The 23,396-nt window shown below is 59.8% G+C and carries 23 protein-coding genes; 11 read left to right on the forward strand and 12 right to left on the reverse strand.

Annotation, left to right across the window (positions count from 1 at the left end):
- Positions 1-81: 81 nt before the first annotated feature.
- The 3 genes from fabA (at position 82) to KI231_RS21775 (ending at position 2,410) form a co-directional block, all read left to right on the forward strand.
- The gene (gene fabA / locus KI231_RS21765) at positions 82-597 is read left to right on the forward strand and encodes a 3-hydroxyacyl-[acyl-carrier-protein] dehydratase FabA (RefSeq protein WP_003227150.1); all 516 of its coding nucleotides are present in this window, start codon (positions 82-84) and stop codon (positions 595-597) included.
- Between the two features lie 11 nt (positions 598-608).
- The gene (gene fabB / locus KI231_RS21770) at positions 609-1,829 is read left to right on the forward strand and encodes a beta-ketoacyl-ACP synthase I (protein ID WP_007968959.1); all 1,221 of its coding nucleotides are present in this window, start codon (positions 609-611) and stop codon (positions 1,827-1,829) included.
- Positions 1,830-2,221: 392 nt separating this feature from the next.
- The gene (locus tag KI231_RS21775) at positions 2,222-2,410 is read left to right on the forward strand and encodes a hypothetical protein (protein WP_007917473.1); all 189 of its coding nucleotides are present in this window, start codon (positions 2,222-2,224) and stop codon (positions 2,408-2,410) included.
- A gap of 70 nt (positions 2,411-2,480) precedes the next feature.
- On the opposite strand, the gene KI231_RS21780 is transcribed toward KI231_RS21775, so the two are convergent.
- The 8 genes from KI231_RS21780 to KI231_RS21815 form a co-directional block, all read right to left on the reverse strand.
- Positions 2,481-3,023, reverse strand: coding sequence for a DUF2058 domain-containing protein (locus KI231_RS21780; RefSeq protein WP_016987455.1), 543 nt, complete (start codon positions 3,021-3,023; stop codon positions 2,481-2,483).
- 24 nt (positions 3,024-3,047) lie between these two features.
- Positions 3,048-3,881, reverse strand: coding sequence for a nucleoside triphosphate pyrophosphohydrolase (gene mazG, locus KI231_RS21785; RefSeq protein WP_103306869.1), 834 nt, complete (start codon positions 3,879-3,881; stop codon positions 3,048-3,050).
- Positions 3,882-4,011: 130 nt separating this feature from the next.
- Positions 4,012-6,255, reverse strand: coding sequence for a GTP diphosphokinase (gene relA, locus KI231_RS21790; protein ID WP_007917476.1), 2,244 nt, complete (start codon positions 6,253-6,255; stop codon positions 4,012-4,014).
- Positions 6,256-6,356: 101 nt separating this feature from the next.
- Entirely contained in the window at positions 6,357-7,733 is a 1,377-nt protein-coding gene (rlmD, locus tag KI231_RS21795; RefSeq protein WP_103306870.1) for a 23S rRNA (uracil(1939)-C(5))-methyltransferase RlmD, read from the reverse strand.
- Entirely contained in the window at positions 7,733-8,635 is a 903-nt protein-coding gene (cysM, locus tag KI231_RS21800) for a cysteine synthase CysM (RefSeq protein WP_053122764.1), read from the reverse strand. The genes rlmD and cysM overlap by 1 nt, the downstream gene beginning before the upstream one ends.
- Positions 8,636-8,742: 107 nt before the next feature.
- Entirely contained in the window at positions 8,743-9,768 is a 1,026-nt protein-coding gene (locus KI231_RS21805) for a PDDEXK nuclease domain-containing protein (protein ID WP_213026312.1), read from the reverse strand.
- A 271-nt stretch (positions 9,769-10,039) separates the two neighbouring features.
- Entirely contained in the window at positions 10,040-11,482 is a 1,443-nt protein-coding gene (locus tag KI231_RS21810) for a sensor histidine kinase (protein ID WP_213026313.1), read from the reverse strand.
- On the reverse strand, positions 11,469-12,191 hold the full coding sequence (locus tag KI231_RS21815) for a response regulator transcription factor (RefSeq protein WP_103306874.1): 723 nt from the start codon (positions 12,189-12,191) through the stop codon (positions 11,469-11,471). Before KI231_RS21815 ends, KI231_RS21810 begins: the two co-directional genes overlap by 14 nt.
- Before the next feature lie 219 nt (positions 12,192-12,410).
- On the opposite strand from KI231_RS21815, the gene KI231_RS21820 reads away from it, so the two are divergent.
- Both KI231_RS21820 and KI231_RS21825 read left to right on the forward strand, forming a co-directional pair.
- Positions 12,411-15,164 (forward strand): response regulator, encoded by a 2,754-nt coding sequence (locus KI231_RS21820; protein WP_103306887.1) that lies wholly within the window; start codon positions 12,411-12,413, stop codon positions 15,162-15,164.
- A gap of 82 nt (positions 15,165-15,246) precedes the next feature.
- Positions 15,247-16,236 carry a 2-hydroxyacid dehydrogenase gene (locus KI231_RS21825; protein WP_213026314.1) on the forward strand — a complete coding sequence of 330 codons (990 nt, stop codon included), beginning with the start codon at positions 15,247-15,249 and terminating at the stop codon, positions 16,234-16,236.
- A 12-nt stretch (positions 16,237-16,248) separates the two neighbouring features.
- Here KI231_RS21825 and KI231_RS21830 read toward each other — a convergent pair whose 3' ends face one another.
- The gene (locus KI231_RS21830) at positions 16,249-16,698 is read right to left on the reverse strand and encodes a hypothetical protein (RefSeq protein ID WP_213026315.1); all 450 of its coding nucleotides are present in this window, start codon (positions 16,696-16,698) and stop codon (positions 16,249-16,251) included.
- A gap of 133 nt (positions 16,699-16,831) precedes the next feature.
- Between KI231_RS21830 and KI231_RS21835 the strand changes: the two genes are divergently transcribed.
- The 3 genes from KI231_RS21835 (at position 16,832) to KI231_RS21845 (ending at position 19,125) form a co-directional block, all read left to right on the forward strand.
- The gene (locus tag KI231_RS21835) at positions 16,832-17,266 is read left to right on the forward strand and encodes a hypothetical protein (RefSeq protein WP_103306877.1); all 435 of its coding nucleotides are present in this window, start codon (positions 16,832-16,834) and stop codon (positions 17,264-17,266) included.
- Positions 17,266-17,670, forward strand: a complete 405-nt coding sequence (locus KI231_RS21840) for an META domain-containing protein (RefSeq protein ID WP_103306878.1) — start codon at positions 17,266-17,268, stop codon at positions 17,668-17,670. Before KI231_RS21835 ends, KI231_RS21840 begins: the two co-directional genes overlap by 1 nt.
- Positions 17,671-17,982: 312 nt before the next feature.
- Positions 17,983-19,125, forward strand: a complete 1,143-nt coding sequence (locus KI231_RS21845) for an IS481 family transposase (RefSeq protein ID WP_213026316.1) — start codon at positions 17,983-17,985, stop codon at positions 19,123-19,125.
- Positions 19,126-19,209: 84 nt separating this feature from the next.
- On the opposite strand, the gene KI231_RS21850 is transcribed toward KI231_RS21845, so the two are convergent.
- A complete protein-coding gene (locus KI231_RS21850; protein ID WP_213026317.1) occupies positions 19,210-19,677 on the reverse strand; it encodes a TlpA disulfide reductase family protein in 468 nt (155 codons plus the stop codon).
- Positions 19,678-19,790: 113 nt separating this feature from the next.
- On the opposite strand from KI231_RS21850, the gene arsC reads away from it, so the two are divergent.
- From arsC to KI231_RS21865, 3 genes are read left to right on the forward strand one after another with little or no spacing between them, the layout of a single operon-like run.
- Positions 19,791-20,144 (forward strand): arsenate reductase (glutaredoxin), encoded by a 354-nt coding sequence (gene arsC / locus KI231_RS21855; RefSeq protein WP_103306880.1) that lies wholly within the window; start codon positions 19,791-19,793, stop codon positions 20,142-20,144.
- Entirely contained in the window at positions 20,141-20,737 is a 597-nt protein-coding gene (gene wrbA, locus KI231_RS21860; RefSeq protein ID WP_103306881.1) for an NAD(P)H:quinone oxidoreductase, read from the forward strand. Before arsC ends, wrbA begins: the two co-directional genes overlap by 4 nt.
- 2 nt (positions 20,738-20,739) lie before the next feature.
- A complete protein-coding gene (locus KI231_RS21865) occupies positions 20,740-21,165 on the forward strand; it encodes a DUF2069 domain-containing protein (RefSeq protein ID WP_213026318.1) in 426 nt (141 codons plus the stop codon).
- A gap of 128 nt (positions 21,166-21,293) precedes the next feature.
- On the opposite strand, the gene KI231_RS21870 is transcribed toward KI231_RS21865, so the two are convergent.
- Both KI231_RS21870 and ttcA read right to left on the reverse strand, forming a co-directional pair.
- Complete coding sequence (locus tag KI231_RS21870) at positions 21,294-21,968, reverse strand: DNA-3-methyladenine glycosylase I (RefSeq protein WP_213026319.1); 675 nt, start codon at positions 21,966-21,968, stop codon at positions 21,294-21,296.
- A 181-nt stretch (positions 21,969-22,149) separates the two neighbouring features.
- A complete protein-coding gene (gene ttcA / locus KI231_RS21875; protein ID WP_103306883.1) occupies positions 22,150-22,974 on the reverse strand; it encodes a tRNA 2-thiocytidine(32) synthetase TtcA in 825 nt (274 codons plus the stop codon).
- Between the last annotated feature and the right edge of the window lie 422 nt (positions 22,975-23,396).

Consider the following 23,396-nt stretch of genomic DNA (forward strand, 5'->3'; position numbering starts at 1 on the left):
GCTGCCGGTTCGAGGCATGAACGCTTCGAACGGTCGGGAAGATTTGCCCCACCTGCCGCATGGGATTATTGAGGAGCTCGCATGACCAAACAAAACGCCTTTACTCGGGAAGATCTGCTGCGCTGCAGTCGCGGTGAGCTGTTCGGCCCAGGTAACGCGCAACTGCCCGCCCCGAACATGCTGATGGTCGATCGCATCACTCTGATCAGCGAAGAAGGCGGCAAGTACGGCAAAGGTGAATTGGTCGCCGAGCTGGATATCAACCCTGATCTGTGGTTCTTCGCGTGCCACTTCGAGGGCGATCCGGTGATGCCGGGCTGCCTGGGCCTGGACGCCATGTGGCAACTGGTTGGCTTCTTCCTCGGCTGGCAAGGCTTGCCGGGCCGTGGCCGTGCGCTGGGTTCGGGCGAAGTGAAATTCTTCGGCCAGGTCCTGCCGACCGCCAAGAAAGTCACCTACAACATTCATATCAAACGCGTCCTCAAGGGCAAGCTGAACCTGGCCATCGCCGATGGTTCGGTGACTGTCGACGGTCGCGAAATCTACACCGCCGAAGGCCTTCGCGTCGGCGTGTTCACCTCCACTGACAACTTCTAAGGGTTATTCGCATGCGCCGCGTCGTTATCACTGGTCTGGGCATCGTTTCGTGCCTGGGCAATGACAAAGAGACCGTCTCCGCTAACCTGCGTGCAAGCCGCCCTGGCATCCGGTTCAACCCGGAATATGCTGAAATGGGTCTGCGTAGCCAGGTTTCCGGCTCCATCGACCTCAACCTTGAAGAACTGATCGATCGCAAGATCTATCGTTTCGTCGGCCACGCCGCGGCTTACGCCTACCTGGCCATGAAAGACGCGATCACTGACTCCGGCCTGACCGAAGAGCAAGTGTCCAACCCGCGTACCGGTCTGATTGCCGGCTCGGGTGGTGCGTCCACCTTGAACCAGATGGAAGCGCTGGACATCCTGCGCGAGAAAGGCGTGAAGCGCGTTGGCCCATACCGTGTAACGCGGACCATGAGCAGCACCGTTTCCGCTTGCCTGGCCACGCCGTTCAAGATCAAAGGCCTGAACTACTCCATCGCTTCTGCCTGCGCCACCAGTGCTCACTGCATCGGTACCGCCATGGAACAGATCCAGATGGGCAAACAGGACATCGTCTTCGCCGGTGGCGGTGAAGAAGAGCACTGGAGCCAGTCGTTCCTGTTCGACGCAATGGGCGCACTGTCCAGCAAGCGTAACGACACCCCGGAACAAGCCTCGCGCGCCTACGACGCCGACCGTGACGGTTTCGTCATTGCTGGCGGTGGCGGCATGGTTGTGGTTGAAGAGCTGGAACACGCTCTGGCCCGTGGCGCAAAAATCTACGCGGAAATCGTTGGCTACGGCGCGACCTCCGACGGCTACGACATGGTTGCCCCGAGTGGCGAAGGCGCGATCCGCTGCATGCAGATGGCGATGTCCACCGTTGATACCCCGATCGACTACCTGAACACCCACGGCACTTCGACTCCGGTCGGCGACGTTGCGGAAATGAAAGGTGTGCGTGAAGTGTTCGGCGACAAGGCTCCAGCGATCAGCTCGACCAAGAGCCTGTCCGGTCACTCCCTGGGCGCCGCCGGCGTTCACGAAGCGATCTACTGCATGCTGATGATGGAAGGCAACTTCATTGCCGGTTCCGCCAACATCGACGAGCTGGACCCTGAAGTGGCCGATCTGCCGGTGCTGACCAAGACCCGCGAGAACGCCACCATCAACACCGTGATGAGCAACAGCTTCGGCTTCGGCGGCACCAACGCCACGCTGGTACTGAAGCGCTGGGAAGGCAAGTAATTCCCCAGGCTTGAGCCACACATGAAAACGCCCCGACTGGATCGGGGCGTTTTTTTTCGCCTGCAGAAAGTAGCGGGAACACCACCGATCTCTGTGGGAGCTGGCTTGCCAGCGATGGCGTCAGCACGGGCAATATCTATGTTGTCTGACACTCCGCTATCGCTGGCAAGCCAGCTCCCACAGGGTTCTCGGGGTGTTCTGAAAATGAAACTTCTGTCATGAAACTTACCGCCCTGCGACCGAATGTCGCGGATTACGCGGCCTGCAGCACTGTTGCGTTTTACGCAAGAATACGTTGCACGAATCAAGCGTTTACTTAGCAAGCTAACAAATCATATAAAAGAGTCCTGCACACGCCTTGCTGCAGATAACTTGAGATTTGGAGCTAGCAGATGACTGTAAAAGTAACTGAACGCGACGATTCACACATGTCCCACGAAGGCGTAGCCGCCGGTATCCGTATCTGGGATGTGCATCAACAAGACTTGCTGGTCGGGATGTTCCACAACGAAATCGACGCCCACAACTACAAGGCCGAACTGGAAGTGCAAGAGCAGCAACGGGATCTGAAATCCGCCTGATTCAACCACAGCATTGAAAACGAAAAACCCCGCCATGAGCGGGGTTTTTCGTTGTTACAGCTTTATCGATTTACCACATCAGATCGTCAGGGATCTGATAGGCCGCGTACGGATCGTCCTCGGTGCTGACCTCTTCAGTCTGTACATTGAGTTGCACGATACGCTGCGGATCGCGTTCCTGGATCTTCAGGGCCGCTTCACGCGGGATCACTTCGTAACCACCGGCATGGTGGACGATCGCCAGCGAACCGCTGCTGAGCTTGTTGCGCATCAGCGTGTTGACCGAGATGCGCTTGACCTTCTTGTCGTCGACGAAGTTGTAGTAGTCCTCGGTGGTCAGCTTCGGCAGACGCGAGACTTCGATCAACTGCTTGACCTGCGCAGCCCGGGCCTTGGCCTCGGCTTTCTCTTTCTGCTGACGGTTCAGCTCCTGGTCGCGCTTGACCTTCTCGGCCATGGCTTCCTGAGCGGCGCGCTGCTGCGAGTCATCCAGTTCGATCTGGCCTTTGTGGGCCAGACGCTGCTGCTTTTGCTTGTCCTTGCTGACCTGCTTGGCCTGCTTTTGGTTGACCAGACCTGCTTTGAGCAACTGATCGCGAAGGGAAATACTCATGTGCTTACTCACTTGGGCAGTTGCTCAGCCGCAGCTAGGCAAATTCTTTTCCTGACGTTTGGCTTCACCCCACAGGGCGTCCAACTCTTCGAGGGTGCAATCTTCTATGGGACGGTGGGTGTCGCGCAATGCCTGTTCGATAAAACGGAAACGTCTTTCGAATTTGCCATTGGCGCCACGCAGTGCGGTTTCCGGGTCAACCTTCAGGTGCCGAGCCAGATTGACCACGGAAAACAGCAGGTCGCCGATCTCCTCCGCCACCGCTTGGGGATCGTTTTCGGACATGGCTTCGAGCACTTCATCGAGCTCTTCGCGGACTTTGTCGAGCACGGGCAAGGCATCCGGCCAGTCGAAACCGACCTGCCCGGCGCGCTTCTGCAATTTGGCTGAACGGGACAATGCCGGCAGCGTTGCGGGCACATCATCGAGCAACGACAGTTGCTCGGGCGCGGCGGATTTCTCGGCGCGTTCTTCGGCCTTGATCTCCTCCCAGCGCTGCTTGACCTGCTCCTCAGTCAATCGCGGCACATCCAGCGGCGCGTAGAGATCGCCGGTCGGGAACACATGCGGATGCCGACGAATCAGCTTGCGGGTGATGCTGTCGATCACCCCGGCAAATTCGAAACGCCCTTCTTCCCGGGCCAACTGACTGTAATAGACGACCTGAAACAGTAGGTCACCAAGCTCGCCCTGCAAGTGATCGAAATCACCACGCTCGATGGCGTCGGCCACTTCGTAGGCTTCTTCGAGGGTATGCGGGACGATGGTTGCGTAGGTTTGCTTGATGTCCCACGGGCAACCGTACTGCGGATCGCGCAGGCGGCTCATCAGGTGCAGCAGGTCTTCAAGGCTGTACATCATTTTTCTTTCTCACCACAAAACCCTGTGGGAGCTGGCTTGCCAGCGATGGCGTCAGCTCGGCTCTCCGGAAAGACCGAGTTGTCTGCATCGCTGGCAAGCCAGCTCCCACATTGGGTCGAAGCCATGTTCACGGAGTGCGGTTACGCCGCGTTTCGATGATGTTCGGCAACTGCGAAATCCGCCCCAGCAAGCGTCCCAGCGCGTCCAGCCCCGGGATCTCGATGGTCAGCGACATCAGCGCGGTGTTGTCTTCCTTGTTCGAGCGGGTGTTGACCGCCAGCACGTTGATCCGCTCGTTGAGCAGCACCTGCGAGACGTCGCGCAGCAGACCGGAACGGTCGTAGGCGCGGATGACGATGTCCACCGGATAGGTGAGCACCGGCACCGGGCCCCAGCTGACCTGAATGATCCGCTCCGGCTCACGCCCGCCCAGTTGCAGCACCGAGGCGCAGTCCTGACGGTGAATGCTCACGCCACGGCCCTGGGTGATGTAACCGACAATCGCGTCGCCCGGCAGCGGCTGGCAGCAACCCGCCATCTGGGTCATCAGGTTGCCGACGCCCTGGATCTGAATGTCGCCACGCTTGCCCGGTTTGTACCCGGTGGCTTTGCGCGGAATCAGTTCCAGCTGTTCGTTGCCGCGTTCCGGCTCGACCAGTTGCTGCGCCAGGTTGACCAGTTGCGCAAGACGCAGGTCGCCGGCACCGAGGGCGGCGAACATGTCCTCGGCGGTTTTCATGTTGGCCTTGTCGGCCAGCTTGTCGAAATCCACCGCAGGCAGACCGAGACGCGTCAGTTCGCGCTCGATCAGGGTTTTACCGGCCGCAACGTTCTGGTCGCGGGCCTGCAATTTGAACCAGTGAACGATCTTCGCCCGTGCCCGCGAGGTGGTGACGTAACCCAGGTTGGAGTTCAGCCAGTCACGGCTCGGTGTGCCGTGTTTGCTGGTGATGATCTCGACCTGCTCACCGGTCTGCAGGCTGTAGTTGAGCGGCACGATGCGCCCGTTGATCTTCGCGCCACGGCAGTTGTGGCCGATCTCGGTGTGCACGCGGTAGGCAAAGTCCAGCGGCGTCGCGCCTTTCGGCAAGTCGATGGCATGACCGTCGGGGGTGAAGATGTACACCCGATCCGGCTCGATATCGACCCGCAGCTGTTCAGCCAGACCGCCGATGTCGCCCAACTCTTCGTGCCACTCGAGCACCTGACGCAGCCAGGAGATTTTCTCTTCGTAGTGATTGGAGCCGGATTTGACGTCAGTACCTTTGTAGCGCCAGTGCGCGCAAACCCCGAGCTCGGCTTCTTCGTGCATGGAATGGGTGCGGATCTGCACCTCCAGCACTTTGCCTTCCGGGCCGATCACCGCGGTGTGCAGCGAGCGGTAGCCGTTCTCTTTCGGGTTGGCGATGTAGTCGTCGAATTCTTTCGGGATGTGCCGCCACAACGTGTGGACGATGCCAAGCGCGGTGTAGCAGTCGCGCATTTCCGGCACCAGCACACGAACGGCGCGAACGTCGTAGATCTGGCTGAATTCCAGACCCTTGCGCTGCATTTTGCGCCAGATCGAATAAATGTGTTTGGCCCGGCCGCTGATGTCGGCGTCGACACCGGTGGCCTGCAGTTCGTCCTTGAGCTGGGTCATCACGTCGGCGATGAAACGCTCACGATCCAGCCGTCGCTCGTGGAGCAACTTGGCGATCTGTTTGTATTGATCAGGTTCCAGGTAACGGAAGGACAAGTCCTCCAGTTCCCATTTGATATGGCCGATGCCGAGGCGGTGCGCGAGCGGCGCATAGATGTCGAAGACTTCCCGGGCGACGCGGTTGCGCTTTTCGTCGTCGGCAGTTTTCACCGCACGAATGGCGCAGGTACGTTCGGCCAGTTTGATCAGCGCGACACGCACATCGTCGACCATCGCCACGAGCATCTTGCGCAGGTTTTCCACCTGCCCTTGCGTACCCATGACCATCGACTGGCGCGGGCTGAGGCTGGCACTGATCGCGGCCATGCGTTGCACGCCGTCGATCAGTTTGGCCACCACCGGGCCGAAGCGCTGGCCGACGGCCGCGAGTTCGATCTGGCCTTCACGGACACCGCGATAAAGAACGGCGGCGACCAGCGAATCCTGATCGAGCTTGAGGTCGGCGAGAATCTCGGCGATTTCCAGACCAGTACTGAAACTGCCGGAGCCTTCGGCCCACAGATTCTTCTTGGCATTGGACTGTTGTTCGGCCTCGCGAGCGAACTCGCAGGCTTCTTTCAAGGCTTCGCGATCCAGTGCCAGATCGACACTGACCGCGTGATCGAGCCAAGCCTCGAGATTGATACTGCCGTCAGTGTTGATCGGCTGGTGTGCTCTCACCTGTACCATCTTGCTTTACCTTCCCTACGACGCAGATTCAATGCGTCAAATCGCTGACCTTCGTTGCCCGTTTGCGCTCGCGGGGCTAAAGCGAGCGCTGCGCGGACAGATCAGACGGATTCAGACGAGCCATCCTGGCTCGCTTCAAATAACGCCATGGCCTCGACATGTGCCGTCTGAGGAAACATATCGAGAATCCCGGCACGTTTTAACCGGTAGCCCTGCTTGATCAATTCGACCGTATCGCGCGCCAGAGTTGCAGGGTTGCACGACACATATACCAACCGCTTGGCACCCAGGGTCGCAAGCTTGCGCACCACCTCGAAAGCACCGTCACGCGGTGGGTCCAAGAGTACCGCAGAAAAGCCGTTTCCGATCCACTGGGCATCGGTCAAAGGCTGGGATAAATCGGCTTGAAAAAACTTTGTGTTATGCAAATTGTTGCTAGCGGCGTTCGCGGCGGCGCGATCGACCATGGTCTGCACGCCCTCCACCGCCACCACTTCGCGCACGCTTTGGGCCAGCGGCAAGGCGAAGTTGCCCAAGCCGCAGAACAGATCGAGTACACGCTCATCGCGAGTCGGCTTCAGCCAGTCCAGCGCTTGCGCGACCATCGCTTCGTTGACCCCGGCGTTGACCTGAATGAAATCTCCCGGCCGCCAGGCCAGATCCAGCCCCCACTGCTCCAGGCGATAGCCCAGCGACTGGGTGATGTCGACCGGTTGCGGTTCGCCTTCGCCATGCAGCCACAGTTGCGCTTCATGGAACTGGCAGAAGTCCTTGAGAATCGTCAGATCCGCTTCGGACAACGGCGCCATGTGCCGCAACAGCACCGCCAGCGATGAACCGCTGAACAACTCGACATGGCCCAGCGCTTGCGGTTTGCTCAGGCGACGAAGCATCTCCGGCAGCCGGGTCATGATCGGTTGCAAGGGCTGTACCAGCACCGGGCATTCGCTGATGGCGACGATGTCCTGACTGCCGGCGGCGCGGAAACCGACATCGAGCTTTTTCGCCTTTATGTCCCAGCGCACCGCAATGCGGGCACGACGGCGATAGCCGAACTCAGGGCCGGTCAACGGCGCTGCCCACTCTTGCGGTTCGACACCGGCAACCTTCGCCAATTGCTCGGCGAGCATGCGCTGTTTCAGGGCAAGCTGTTCGCTGTGGGGCAAATGCTGAACACTGCAACCGCCGCAGCGGCCGGCGTGCTGACACGGTGCCGGGCGGCGCAGCTCACTGGCCTTGAACACCCGTTCGGTGCGCGCCTCGACCACTTTGCCGTGGGCGCCGAGCACCCGCGCCTCGACCTCTTCACCGGCGAGGGCGCCGAGGACAAACCAGGTTTTACCTTCGAAAAACGCGATACCGCGACCGTCATTGGCCAGACGCTCGATGGTCAAGCGCTGTTTTTTGCCGGTCGGGATTTGCGGGGCCTTGCTGCCGCCGGTGGGCTGGAAGCGCAGGCCTCTCTCGTGCTTGGCCATCAGTTGGGCGCGTCGAAAATGCCGGTCGACAGATAACGGTCGCCACGGTCGCAGATGATCGCGACGATCACCGCGTTTTCAACTTCCTTGGACAGGCGCAGCATCGCTGCCACCGCACCACCCGAGGACACGCCGCAGAAGATGCCTTCTTCGCGGGCCAGACGACGAGTGACGTCCTCGGCTTCGCTTTGCGCCATGTCGACGATGCGGTCGACGCGGTCGGCCTGATAGATCTTCGGCAAGTATTCCTGCGGCCAGCGACGGATGCCGGGAATGGCCGAGCCTTCCATCGGTTGCAGACCGACGATCTGCACGTTGTCGCTCTGCTCTTTCAGGTAGCGCGACACGCCCATGATGGTGCCGGTAGTACCCATCGAGCTGACGAAATGAGTGATGGTGCCCTGGGTCTGACGCCAGATTTCCGGGCCGGTGGTGGTGTAGTGCGCTTCAGGGTTATCGCCATTGGCGAACTGATCGAGCACCTTGCCACGGCCTTCGGCTTCCATGCGCTGCGCGAGATCGCGCGCGCCTTCCATGCCCTCTTCCTGGCTGACCAGAATCAACTCGGCACCGTACGCGGTCATCGCCGCTTTACGCTCGGCGCTGGAGTTGTCCGGCATGATCAGGATCATCTTGTAACCCTTGATCGCGGCGGCCATGGCCAGGGCGATCCCGGTGTTGCCCGAGGTCGCTTCGATCAGCGTATCGCCCGCGTGGATCTGCCCGCGCAGTTCGGCACGGGTGATCATCGACAGCGCCGGACGATCCTTGACCGAACCCGCCGGGTTGTTCCCTTCGAGCTTGAGCAATAGGGTGTTGCTGGTGGCACCGGGCAGGCGCTGCAAACGCACCAGCGGAGTGTTGCCGACGCAATCGGCGATGGTTGGGTACTGCAGGGTCATGGCGTATTCGCAATCCAGACGTGCGGGGGCGCCTATCATACCGGCAAACCCGCGCAGGCCATATCACGCAAAGTGCGGTGCTTATGGTTTATGGGAATAAGGAGAGGCTAGCCAACGTTTTCCGGGTGCGCGGTATCCAACGCGTAAAACTCATGCAGTTTGGCTTGAAGCAGTTGTTTATCCGGCAAGCAGGTTTGATATTGCGCGATCAATGCCGGGGAAAGACTGCGATTGAGAGAGTACTCGACGACCTCGTCCTCCTTGCTGGCGCACAGCAGTAAACCGATGGCCCGGTTTTCGTGGGGCTTGCGGACATTGCGATCTAGTGCCTCAAGATAGAAATCCATCTTGCCGAGGTACTCCGGTTCAAAGCGCCCGACCTTGAGTTCAATGGCCACCAGACAGTTAAGCCCCCGGTGGAAAAACAGAAGATCGAGAGAGAAATCCCGGCCACCGACTTGCAATGGATATTCGGAACCGACAAAGCAGAAGTCGCGACCAAGTTCGATCAAGAAGATCCTGAGGCGTGATAGCAGGCCTTGGTGCAAATTGGTTTCGGAATGAGCAGAGGGCAGATCGAGGAACTCGACCATGTAGGTATCACGGAAAATCTCGAGTGCTGCGGGATGGGCTTGTTTCAGTGCCGCGGAAGCTTTCGCCGGGTTGGTGACGCTTCGTTCGAACAGAGCCGTTTTGAATTGGCGCTCCAACTCTCTTGTAGACCACTTCTCCTGAATGGCCATCCGCAGATAAAACTCGCGCTCTTCAGAGAGCTTACTCTGAGTAAAAATGAGTAAATTATGAGTCCAAGGCAATTGTGTCAGCAGTGCTGACACTTTCTGATCGCCTCGATAAATCTCATAGAACTGGCGCATCCGAAACAAATTGCGCCGAGTGAACCCTCGCAACCCCGGTTGTGTCAGAGCCAGATGATCGGCCAATTGCCCCACCACCGAATCCCCCCACTCCGCCTGCTCAATCTTGCGACTGATGTGCGCCCCCACCTGCCAATAAAGCTCAATCAGCTGTGTATTGACCGCTTGCATGGCCTTATGCCTGGCACTGTGAATCAGCGCGAGCACTTCGTTGAAGCGTTCGCCATCCGGGCTGCCAGTAAGGCTGGATACAGTCATGCGCAATTCCTTGGAGATCAGCTGAGGCACGAGCCTAAACCGTTCAGGACGCTAAAAATGACCGCTGATACAGCTTGGGAAATGTCGTACAAAAGAAGGCGAGCGCTCCTGCATACTCGCAGGATTGGCCTCCACCAACGGACTACATCGCGAGCAAGCTCGCTCTTACAGGGTGATAGGCATTCATGTAGGAACTGCGGACCGCTGCGATCTTTTGATCTTGCCCCTTAACAACATCAAAAGATCGCAGCCTCGTTTCACTCGACAGCTCCTACAGAGTTTGGTGTTGGGCGAAGATTGGTGGAACGCTGCTGGAACCTGTGGGAGCTGGCTTGCCAGCGATGGCGTCGGGGCTGACGGCACCATCATCAGCCACCAACCGCAGATTCAGCCGCAACCCCGCTTCGCTGTTCTGCGCCCAAAGACGCCCACCCTGGCGCTGCACCGCATTGCGCGCGATGCTCAACCCCAGCCCAAACCCACCGTCCCCCGGACGTGATCCGTCCAGTCGGGTGAACGGCGAAAAGATCCGCTCGAGATCCCCGTCAGCCACCCCGCCGCCCTGATCCTCCAGCCACAGATGCCAGTAATCGCCATCTCGCCGGCCATCCAGACGCACAATCCCGCCCTCAGGCGAATGACGAATGGCGTTGCGCAAAATATTCTCCAGCGCCTGCGCCAAGGTATTGAGATTGCCGCGCACCCAGCACGACGCTTCCACCGCGCACTGCAATTGCAGACTCGGCCAGCCACTTTCATAACAGGCGTTGTCGGTGAGCATCTCCCACAAGGCCTGGATCTGAATCGCTTCGTCTGGCAGTGGCGAACGGTCGGTATCGAGCCAGGCCAGTTGCAACGTGTCTTCGACCAGCCGTTGCATGCCGTCGACTTCGCGGCCGATGCGCTCGCGCAATTGCGGCAAACCCTGCTCACTTTCGCTGGCCACGCGCAGTCGGCTCAGCGGGGTTCGCAGTTCGTGTGACAGATCACGCAACAATTGCTGTTGCACGGCGACAGTGGTTTGCAGGCGTTCGGACATCGAGTCGAACGCCCGGGCCAGTTCACCGAGCTCGTCCGGCCGCTGGGTGATGCCGCTCGACAGCCGTACATTCAATTGATCGGCGCGCCAGGCATTGGCCTGCTCACGCAGGTTGTTCAGCGGCACCACCAGCAAGCGGTACAGCCCGACGCACAACAATAAAGTGAACAGCCCGGGAATCACGCCGTTGGTGATGACTCGCCAGAACACCCGGTATTTGCCCGGCACAAAGCGTTCGGGCAATTCGATCACCAGACTGCCGGCGGACGGATCCTTGGGAAACGGGATGCGCAGCCACGGCCGGCCCTGTTTGTGAATCGGCCAGTCGAGGCCGCGCAAGAAGGTCAGGTGCTGGATTTCCTGTTCATTCAATGGGTCACTGCTAAGCGACTGCAAATTGCCGCCGATGACGCCGACCCAACTGGCCTCGCGCAACTCCATGCTCTGCAACCAGTCATCGACGCCGCTGCGCCCGCCTCGCTGCCACGCCTGCTCGGCTTGCGCGGCATAACGCGCCAGCGTGCCGCGCGCCTCGTCGGAGAGGAACTGGTTGCGCTGCTCCATGTACCGGCCCCACGACCAACTGAGCCAGATCATCAACAAACAGAACGCTACCAGCAGACAGGCCAGTTTCCAGAACAACGAGTGCCGTCCCGGCAGCTCAGACATTTTCATCAGCGGCACTCAACACGTAACCCTTGCCCCACACCGTGCGCACTTCCCGCTCGGTGTAGCCGATGGCTTTGAGTTTGCGGCGGATCTGGCTGATGTGCATGTCGAGACTGCGGTCGTGCGCGGCGTAGCCGCGTTGCAGGACGTGCTGATAAAGGAAAGCCTTGCTCAGCACTTCTTCATCATTACGGTTGAGGGTTTCCAACAGGCGGAATTCGCTGCGAGTCAGGCCGGCCGCTTGCTCGCGGAAGAACACATCACATTGCTCATCGTCAAAGTGCAGCGTGCCCGTAGCCACCGGCACAGCGAGCGCTGCGGGACGACGATCAAGGGCCACCCGCCGCAGGATCGCTTCGATGCGCACATGCAGTTCGGCCATGCTGAACGGCTTGGGCAGGTAATCGTCGGCGCCCAGACGGAAACCACTGATGCGATCGGCCTCGGCACCGAGGGCCGACATCAGCAGCACCGGCGTCGAGTGGCTCTGGCGCAGTTGAGTCAGCAGGTTCAGGCCATCCAGCCCGGGCAACAGAATGTCCATCAACACCACGTCGAACACCTGGCGCCTGGCGATGTTCAGGCCTTCCTGACCGTTCTGACACCAGGTCACCTGAAAGCCGCTGCGGCCCAGATGTTCGTGAACATAGGCACCCAGAACCGGATCGTCCTCGATGGAAAGTATGCGTGGCTGGCCAACGGAAACAGGAGTCATGAGTATCTGCAAGTAATTCTCAGTTGAGCGCGATTATTCAAGATTGCCGGGCAGCGGGCAACTCAAGGTTGCGCCGTCGGACGAACGCGCCTGCGCTGGCGGACAGCAGACGAGAGTATTTTTCCGGAGATTGCCCGCGAGCAAATCGCTACACTGCGCCAATGTCGCGTGCCGGATGCACGCATGAGTCAACGGATCAGCGGGATGCAGGAGATAGGCGTGCTCAAGAAACTGGGAATCAAAGGTCGCGTGTTGTTGCTGACCTTGTTGCCGACCAGCCTGATGGCGCTGGTGTTGGGTGGTTATTTCACCTGGACGCAGCAGTCCGACCTGCAGACCCAATTGATGCAGCGCGGCGAAATGATCGCCGAGCAACTCGCACCGTTAGTGGCACCCGCCATGGGTCATGGCAACAGCGACTTGCTGGAGCGCATCGCCACTCAGTCCCTCGAACAACCCGATGTGCGCGCAGTGACCTTTCTCGCACCGGACCGCTCGCCGCTGGCCCACGCCGGCCCGACCATGCTCAATCAGGCACCGAGCGGTGACAGCGCGCACTTGCAACGGCGCAGCGGCAATGACGCGACCCGCTACCTGATGCCGGTGTTCGGCAAGCACCGCAACCTCGCCGGCGAGTTGATCCCCGAAGAATCCGACCGTCTGCTCGGCTGGGTCGAACTGGAACTGTCACACAACGGCATGCTGCTGCGCGGTTATCGCAGCCTGTTCGCCAGCCTGTTGCTGATTGCCGCCGGGCTTGCCGGTGCTGCGCTGCTCGCCTTGCGCATGGGCCGCACCATCAATCGTCCGCTGAGCCAGATCAAACAGGCTGTCGCGCAACTCAAGGATGGCCACCTGGAAACCCGCCTGCCACCGCTCGGCAGTCAGGAGCTGGATGAATTGGCGTCGGGCATCAATCGCATGGCCGGCACCTTGCAGAACGCCCGCGAAGAACTGCAGCACAGCGTCGATCAGGCCACCGAAGACGTCCGGCAGAACCTGGAAACCATCGAAATCCAGAACATCGAGCTGGATCTGGCCCGTAAAGAAGCGCTGGAAGCGAGCCGGATCAAATCCGAATTCCTTGCCAACATGAGTCACGAGATTCGCACGCCGCTCAATGGCATTCTCGGCTTCACGCATCTGCTGCAAAAAAGCGAGCTGACCCCGCGCCAGCTCGACTATCTGGGCACCATCGAAAAATCCGCTGACAGCCTGCTCGGGATCATCAACGAGATCCTCGACTTCTCCAAAATCGAGGCGGGCAAACTGGTGCTCGACCACATTCCGTTCAACTTGCGCGATCTGTTGCAGGACACCCTGACCATCCTCGCCCCCGCCGCTCACGCCAAGCAGTTGGAGCTGGTCAGCCTGGTTTATCGCGATACGCCGCTGTCGCTGGTCGGTGATCCGTTACGCCTGAAGCAGATCCTCACCAACCTGGTGAGCAACGCGATCAAGTTCACCCGCGAAGGCACCATCGTCGCCCGGGCGATGCTCGAAGAAGAACACGAAGACAGCGTGCAACTGCGCATCAGTATTCAGGACACCGGCATCGGCCTGTCGAATCAGGACGTGCGCGCGTTGTTCCAGGCGTTCAGTCAGGCCGACAATTCGCTGTCGCGTCAGCCCGGCGGTACAGGGTTGGGGCTGGTGATCTCCAAGCGCCTGATCGAACAGATGGGCGGCGAGATCGGCGTCGACAGTACGCCGGGCGAAGGCTCGGAATTCTGGATCAGCCTGAGCCTGCCGAAAACCCGTGACGACGCCGAAGACCTGCCCTCGGCGCCGTTGCTCGGACGCCGTGTAGCGGTGCTGGAAAACCACGAACTGGCGCGTCAGGCCTTGCAGCATCAACTGGAAGACTGCGGCCTCAATGTCACGCCGTTCAACACCCTGGAAAGCCTGACGAATGGCGTCACCGGCGCGCATCAGACCGATCAGGCCATCGATCTGGCGGTAATCGGCATCACCAGCAACGACATACTGCCGGAACGCCTGAACCAGCACATCTGGGACCTCGAACACCTCGGCTGCAAAGTGCTGGTGCTGTGCCCGACCACCGAACAGACACTGTTCCATCTATCGGTGCCCAACCCGCACAGCCAGCTGCAAGCCAAACCGGCCTGTACGCGCAAATTGCGCCGCGCTCTGTCGGATCTGGCCAACCCGCGCCAACCACGCAACGAGCCGAACGAACCATTGTCGAGTCGCGCACCAAAGGTGCTGTGTGTCGATGACAACCCGGCCAATCTGTTGCTGGTGCAAACGCTGCTCGAAGACATGGGCGCCAAGGTTCTCGCGGTGGAAAGCGGATACGCAGCGGTCAAAGCGGTGCAGACCGAATCCTTCGATCTGGTGTTGATGGACGTCCAGATGCCCGGCATGGACGGGCGTCAAAGCACCGAAACCATTCGCCAGTGGGAGAGCGAACGGCATTGCACACCCCTGCCGATCGTCGCGCTCACCGCGCATGCCATGGCCAACGAAAAACGTGCGTTGCTGCAAAGCGGCATGGACGACTACCTGACCAAACCGATCAGCGAGCGGCAACTGGCACAGGTGGTGCTGAAATGGACCGGTCTGGCCCTGCGCAATCAGGCGCCGGAGCGGGTCAGTGACAGCGCGGCGGGCAATCACGAATTGCCGGTGCTCGATCACGAGGAAGGCTTGCGTCTGGCCGCTGGCAAGGCGGACCTCGCGGCGGACATGCTGGCGATGCTGCTGGCCTCGCTGGAAGCCGACCGCGAAGCCATTCGCACGGCACGCGACAGCCACGACCAGAATGCTCTGATTGAACGCGTGCATCGCCTGCACGGCGCCACGCGTTACTGCGGCGTCCCGCAATTGCGCGCCGCCTGTCAGCGCAGCGAAACCCTGCTCAAACAGGACGACCCGAAAGCGTCGACGGCGCTGGATGAGCTGGAACGGGCGATCAATCGCCTCGCCGCGCAAGCGAAGATCAGCGCCTGACCCAGCGCAATACCGGCCAGCGCGAACACCGATAAAGTTGACTTGGTTTATGCCACCCGAGTCGATGCTCCAGGAGGATTTCATGCGCACGATCGTTTTCAGCAGCCAGACCTACGACCGCGACAGTTTCCTCGGTGCCGATTGCCCGGCGGGTATCGAACTGCATTTTCAACCGGCGCGGCTGAGTCTCGACACTGCCGCACTGGCCGAACATCACGAAGTGGTTTGCGCCTTTATCAACGACGACCTCAGCGCCGCCGTGCTGGAGCGTCTGGCGGCCGACGGCACACGCCTGATCGCCCTGCGCTCGGCCGGTTACAACCATGTCGACCTGGCCGCGGCGAAACGCCTGGGCCTTGACGTCGTGCGTGTCCCGGCCTACTCGCCGCATGCGGTGGCCGAGCATGCCGTGGCCCTGATCCTCGCCCTCAACCGGCGCTTGCACCGCGCCTACAACCGCACCCGTGAAGGCGATTTCAGTCTGCATGGCCTGACCGGTTTCGATCTGGTCGGCAAGACGGTCGGCATCGTCGGCACCGGGCAGATCGGCGCCACCTTCGCGAAAATCATGCACGGTTTCGGTTGTGAACTGCTCGCGTACGACCCGTACCCGAATCCTCAGGTGCTGGCCTTGGGTGCCCGTTATCTGAGCCTGCAGGAGTTGCTCGCGCAGTCGCGAATCATCAGCCTGCACTGCCCGCTCAACGAGCAGAGCAAACACCTGATCAACCGCGACTCACTGGCGCACATGCAGGCGGGGGCGATGCTCATCAACACCGGTCGCGGCGGCCTGGTGGACACCCCGGCGCTGATCGATGCCTTGAAGGACGGGCAACTGGGTTATCTGGGTCTGGATGTGTATGAGGAAGAGGCGCAGCTGTTTTTCGAGGACCGCTCCGACCTGCCGTTGCAGGACGACGTGCTGGCGCGCTTGCTGACCTTTCCGAATGTGATCATCACCGCGCATCAGGCGTTTCTGACGCGCGAGGCGCTGGGCGCGATTGCTGCGACGACCCTGGACAATATCGCGACCTGGGCCGCGGGGTCACCGCAGAACCAGGTCGAGGGTTAAGCGCTTTAGCGCTTACTTAAGGGAGGACGCCAGAATCAGCAGCGCCAGCCAGCCAAAACCGAACAGGCGTTGTTTTGCCGAGTGACCACTGCGCAGCAGGAACCAGACAAACACCATCGGCAACAGGAACACCATGATCTTCAGCCAGCCTTCCACCGGGCGGCTGCCATCCTCATTGATATGCGTCACGGCTGCTTGCGCGGCCGGTTGCTGACGCCGTTGCCCCGCCGCTGCCGGCATGATGTTCGGTAACGGCTCTGGACTTTCAGGCGCGATGACAGCAGCCTCGGCCACAGTCCTGTTGCGCGGCAGACTGCCGAAAGAAATCGTCGCAGGCTTAGCCGGTGCCCCGGCGCTCTGCGCGTCGGCCTGTTGTTGCGCCATCGGCGCCCCGCAATGAATGCACGCCGAGGCTTGCGAGCTGATGCTGCGCTTACATTCATAACATTCGATCAGCGCCATGTTCCGTTCCTTCAGAGTCGAGGGCGGCAGTTTGCCATGGGCCAAGGTCGATTTGAACCTGATCGAAGGTCGCAAGCGCACGTCAATTTGCAACGTGGCCCGTGCTAGCATGTCGCGCATATTTGGAGGACCCATGGTCGAACACGATTTCCGCTACAACCTGATGAACCCGCAACACACCCTCACCGAATGCCGCGCCCTTGTACCGGGCCGCTATCAGGTCACCGGCAACGGTGGCTCGATCCGCATCGGTGACGCCCTGTTGGTCACCCTCAAAGGCAGCAAGGACTTGTCCATGCGCCTGACCGTCGAAACCGTCCGCCACCTGATCAACCCGCCAGGCCAATGGACCGCGATGACCACGGGCCCGGTGTTCGGCGAACTGGCGATTCACACCTGGCAGGTCAACTGCGACAGCTGCGCCAAAGAGCTGAGCTTCGAGTTCGCAGTAGACGCCAAGCTGGGCAAAGCCGCAGAAAAACCGGCCGCCACGGCGCGCATTGCCGAGTTGGGCTGGAAAGCCGTTGGCGAGAAACATCTGTGCCCGAAATGCCAGGAGCCTGCGTGATGAAACGCCTTGCCCTGACCGCTCTGGTCGGTGTTGGCCTGGCGGGCTGCGCCGCGGAGCCTGTGCAACTGCAACAGAACCGCAGCTACATTCTGGAGTGGATCGGCGAACGGCCATTGATGGATTACAGCCATCTGACCGTGACCCTCGGCGATGATGGCCGCGCCTACGGCAACGGCGGCTGCAACCATTGGTTCGCGCCGTACACCCTCGATGGTGACAAGCTGAGCTTCGGCAAGATCGGCAAGACCCGCAAGCTGTGCGCGCCAGCACTGATGGAGCAGGAACAACGCTTCCTTCAGGCGCTGGAGCAGGTCGAGCGCTGGGATATTTCGCCGATCGAACAGATGCGCTTCTGGCCGGCGCAAGGCAAGCCGTTGCGCTGGTGGCTGGAAGAGGGTTGACCCTCAGACAGCCAAAGCCCTCATCGGAACGCCGCCCGCCTAGCCCTCTCCCAGAGGGAGAGGGGACTGATTGGGGGATATTGGAGAGGTACGCCGACCTGATCCTGTGTCGGTGAATCCATAATCGACTTGATGCAGCCTCACCGATGACCTGATCGACTGGGTCTTTCAGGTCGATGTAGGTCGCAAGACACTGCGGTCGGCCCCCTCTCCCTCCGGGAGTGTATGTACCGGAGACATGGTGGACAGGTGTTCGGAGACATGGTGGACACTTTTTAATAGACACATTGCTCATCACCAAGGAGATGACCTGTGTCCTGGGAAGAGGTGTCCACCGTGCAGCTTCGTTCAGAGTTTGTGCATTTGGCTCGGCAAGAAGGAGCCAATGTCCGGCAGCTTTGCCGCCGATTCAATATCAGCCCAAGCACTGCCTACAAATGGCTCAACAGGTTTGAAACTTCAGGTGCAGAGGGCTTGATCGATCAGTCTCGACGACCGAAGACGTCACCCAAACGCTGCGCTGAAGAGGTTGAGCAGCAGATTCTGACCGTGAGTGAGGAATACGCGGCTTGGGGCGCTCGCAAGCTCAAACGTGTGCTGGAAGACAGCGGCGTAGTAATGCCTTCGGTCAGTACCGTGCATGCGGTTTTACAGCGTCATTCACGCGTTGATTCAAAGGCCGCTGAGATTAAACCGTTTATCCGCTTCGAGCATGAAGCGCCCAACGATCTTTGGCAGATGGACTTCAAGGGCCATATCAGCCTGGCTCAGGGACGTTGCCATCCGTTGACGATACTGGACGATCATTCGCGGTTTTCGCTGTGTATCGCGGCCTGCCTCGATGAGCGACGTGAAACCGTTCAGGAGCATCTAATCCGGGTCTTTCGGCGTCATGGTCTGCCTTTGCGCATGACGATGGACAACGGTTCACCCTGGGGTGACCAGACTGGCGTTTATACCGCGCTGGAGGTCTGGCTGATGAGTCAGGGCATCAAGGTCGGGCACTCTCGACCTTATCATCCGCAAACCCAAGGAAAGCTGGAACGCTTCCACCGCAGCCTGAAAAATGAAGTCCTGCGAGACCGACATTTTATTGATCTCAACGGTGCACAACGCGCGTTTGATATCTGGCGTGATATCTACAACCAGAAGCGTCCACATCAAGCGTTGGACATGCAGGTGCCTGCTACTCGCTACAGCAGCAGCCCACGGGAATATCAGGAGCAGCCCGCGGCGCCGGAGTACGACGATGGGGATGTGGTCAGGAAGGTTCAGGTGAAGGGCGAGATCTACTGGCGGAACCGTGAATACACAGTCGGAAAAGCTTTTTATGGGAGGTCAGTAGCTATCCGGGAAACGACGGAAGATGGCATCCACGATGTCTACTGGAGTAGACATCGTATTGCCCGAATCGACTTGAACTTGCAGATCGTTACGGCAGGTAAGAAGATCTAAAACCGTCCACCATGTCTCCGAACATGTGTCCACCATGTCTCCGGTACATACAGGGAGAGGGCTGGGGTGAGGGGCTTTTGAAGGCTATTTGTTCGCCTGCAACGCCTCAAGCCTGGCCATCACCCCCGCCGCTGTCTGCTCCCCCAGCAACTGCTCCTGCACCTTGCCCTTGTTGTCGATGATGTACGTCACCGGCAAGGCCTCACTGCGCGGCAAGTCGAACAACTCCGCCGGATCCTGCGCCAGTACAGTGAACTTGATGCCGAGTTTTTCACTGGCGTCTTTCAGTTCTACACCCTGCACGTTGTCGAAGTTGACCCCGAATACACCGACATTCTTGCTCTTGAGTTCATCCGCCAAATGGTTGAGTTCAGGGATTTCCGTGCGGCACGGGCCACACCATTCAGCCCAGTAGTTGATCACCACCCATTGTTTGTCGAGGCGCTCGGACGCCACTTTCTGACCGTTCTGGTCGATACCATAGTCATTGCCGCAGCCCCCCAGCATCAACGCCCCGATTATCGTCAATGCCGCTGCCAATCGCCGTGTCATGTCCTGTTCCTTGTGAAAATTTGAATACGCCTGCGACCCATCGCCTCCCGAGGTTCTGGATTGCGCGTTGCACAGTTAGAATAGCCGCCACTTTACGCCAGAAGCGACCCGCCATGACCGATCTGACGCTTTATCACAATCCGCGCTGCTCGAAATCCCGCGGCGCGCTGGAACTGCTTGAAGCCCGCGGCCTGACGCCAAACGTCGTGCGCTACCTCGAAACCCCGCTGGACGCCGCACAGATCAAGGCCCTGCTCGGCAAGCTCGGGATCAGCGCACGGCAGTTGCTGCGTACCGGGGAAGATGAATACAAAACCCTGAACCTGGCCGACGCCAGTCTCACCGAGAAACAATTGATCGAAGCGATCGCGGCCCATCCCAAGCTGATGGAACGACCGATTCTGGAAGTCGGCGACAAAGCCGTCATCGGCCGTCCACCGGAGCAGGTCCTGGAGTTGCTGCCGTGAGCGCGCCGTACATTCTGGTTCTGTATTACAGCCGCAGCGGCTCGACCAACGAGATGGCCCGGCAGATCGCCCGTGGTGTCGAGCAGGCCGGCCTCGAAGCGCGTTTGCGCACTGTGCCGGCGATCTCCACCGAGTGCGAAGCCGTGGCCCCGGACATCCCGGACGAAGGCGCGCTCTACGCGACCCTCGATGACTTGAAGAACTGCGCCGGTCTGGCCCTCGGCAGTCCGACCCGGTTCGGCAACATGGCTGCACCGCTCAAATACTTCCTCGACGGCACCAGCAACCTCTGGCTGACCGGCGCCCTCGTCGGCAAACCGGCCGGCGTGTTCACCTCCACCGCTAGCCTGCATGGCGGCCAGGAAACCACGCTGCTGTCGATGATGCTGCCGTTGCTGCACCACGGCATGCTGATCACCGGCCTGCCCTACAGCGAATCGGCGCTCTTGGAAACCCAGGGCGGCGGCACACCGTACGGCGCCAGCCATCACGCTGGGGCGGATGGTAAAAGTGGCCTCGATCAGCACGAAGTCGCACTGTGCCGGGCGCTGGGCCTGCGTCTGGCCAAGACTGCGCAGAAACTGGAGGGCTGACGGTGGCGAAGAAGCCGAAAATCCTGCCCTCCATCGAGTGGCTTGAGCCGCGAGTGAAGGCGATGCGGGTGATCAGCCTGCTGAGCTTCTTTGCTTTGGCCGGACTGCTCGCCGCCTACTATCTGGTATTCGCCGACCTGCATGGCGCCCGACCGTGGGTGATTCTGCTGGTCGAGCTGATCCCGTGGCTGGTCCTCGCCCCGGCGATGATCATGGGCAGCGCCCGTGGGCATTCGTGGATGTGTTTTGTGGTGAATCTGTATTTCATCAAAGGCGCACTGGCGGCGTATGACCCGAACCGGCAGATGTTTGGTGTGCTGGAGATGGTCGCGAGCCTGGCGGTGTTCTGCTCAGCGCTGCTGTATGTGCGGTGGCGGTATCAGTTGAATCGCAAACTGGCTGGCGAGGGCGAGATCAGCGTCGCCTAAGCCGACGCCATCGCTGGCAAGTCGAATCGTCGCACCGCAGCTCCCACAGGATCTGTGTTGAAACACAATAATGTGATCAATACAAAAACTGTGGGAGCTGGCTTGCCAGCGATTGGGGCGACGCGGTCTTAATGATTCACGGTGTACGCGAGCATCATCGAGATCTGGCTCATCGCCCGCCCGCCGCTCTGTTCATGCCACTGGTTGAATGCATCCTGCACAATCGTCAGATCGCGCAGACTGGTCGGCACCTTGTCGACGATATTCTGCGCATTCAGCGCCGCGACCACGTCATAGCTCGGCACAAAGGTATCCTTGCCGACCATGCGCAAAAACCGTGGGGCCGATAGTCCGCCCAGTTGATGGCCGTGTTTTTTCAGGTAGGTCCACAGGCCGACAATGTCGGTCACCGGCCAGTCGGCGATCAGCGCGCCGAAACTGCCCTTGTCTTTCTCGACATCCAGAATGAACTGCGCATTGCGCGGCACGCTCTTGAGCTTGCCCAGGTGACGGATGATCCGCGCATCCTGCATCAGCCGTTCAAGATGTTCGGCACTCATCAGCACGACTTTTTCCGGATCGAACTTGAAGAACACTTCTTCGAAGGCCGGCCACTTGGCATCCACCAGACTGTGCTTGAGCCCGGCACGAAACACGCGCAGGGCCATGGTCGAGAGGTAGCGATCGTCGCTGATTTTGCGCAATTGCGCCGGGGTCTTGGGAACGGGCAGATGGGCTTCCAGTTCAGCCGCCGAACCAAAGCGGTTCAGACAGTATTCGTGCAGCCACTTGTAATCGCGCATGCCCTCTCCTGGGAAATGAAACGAAAATCCAATGTAGGAGTGAGCCCTGTGGTGAGGGGATTTATCCCCGATGGGGCGCGAAGCGCCCCGAGAAGAGCTTGGGTCTGCTGCGCAGTCCATCGGGGCGGTGCGACGTTTCGCTAAATCCCCTCACCACAGGGCTCACTCCTACAGTTTGTGTTTAAAGGTTTACGACATTGACGAAGCGCGAAGCCGCCGTCTCATCGATCTTCAGGCTGGTGAAGTCGAACAGGTTGCGGTCGGCCAGTTGGGACGGCACCACATTCTGCAGACTGCGGAAGATGCTTTCAGTTCGCCCCGGGGTCTTGCGATCCCAGTCCTGAAGCATTTCCTTGACCACCTGACGCTGCAGGTTTTCCTGCGAACCGCAGAGGTTGCACGGGATGATCGGGAATTCCTTGAGGTCCGAGTAGGCCTGGATGTCCTTCTCGTTGCAGTACGCCAGCGGACGGATCACCACGTTGCGGCCGTCATCGGCGCGCAACTTCGGCGGCATCGCCTTGAGGGTGCCGTTGAAGAACATGTTGAGGAAGAACGTCTCGACGATGTCGTCGCGATGATGACCGAGGGCCATTTTGGTCGCGCCGATTTCGTCGGCAAAGGTATACAGCGTGCCACGACGCAGGCGCGAGCACAGCGAGCAGGTGGTCTTGCCTTCCGGGATCAGCTCTTTGACCACCGAGTAAGTGTCTTTCTCGACGATGTGGTACTCGATGCCCAGCTCTTTGAGGTAGGCCGGCAGCACGTGCTCGGGGAAGCCCGGCTGCTTCTGGTCCATGTTCACCGCGACGATCTCGAACTTGATCGGTGCAACCTTCTGCAGGTGCATCAGCACGTCGAGCATGGTGTAGCTGTCCTTGCCTCCGGACAGGCAGACCATGACCTTGTCGCCGTCTTCAATCATGTTGAAGTCGGCGACCGCTTCCCCGGCCAGGCGGCGCAGGCGCTTTTGCAGTTTGTTCTGGTTGACCGTAAGAGTGCCCATGACGCGAAATCCGTGAGGTGTGACGAAGGGCCGGCATTTTACGCAAAAACGTCGTGGGGGCGAAGGGCCGTGGGTCTGTCCCATTCTTCCGAGGTCTGCATTGCCCTCTGTGGCGAGGGGATTCATCCCCGATCGGCTGCGCAGCAGTCGTCAAGCCATCCACCGCGAAGTATCGGGAAAATAGAGTTCTGAGGTTTTGGGGCTGCTTCGCACCCCATCGGGGATGAATCCCCTCACCACAAATGTATTTCCAGGATAACCAAGAGTTGATACCAAGAGCCTGCGGCGATTAAGCCCCCTGTTTACAGCGCGATTTGCTCTAAGCCCCTAGTCCCTGTGCGGTTAAGTCCTTTCTATACTGCGACATAAGGTCGCACACATCTGAAGACCTGAATTTGCTCGGCCTCATTGGCCCGTAGGCG

It is taken from the genome of Pseudomonas sp. Seg1, assembly GCF_018326005.1.
Classification (GTDB): Bacteria; Pseudomonadota; Gammaproteobacteria; order Pseudomonadales; family Pseudomonadaceae; genus Aquipseudomonas.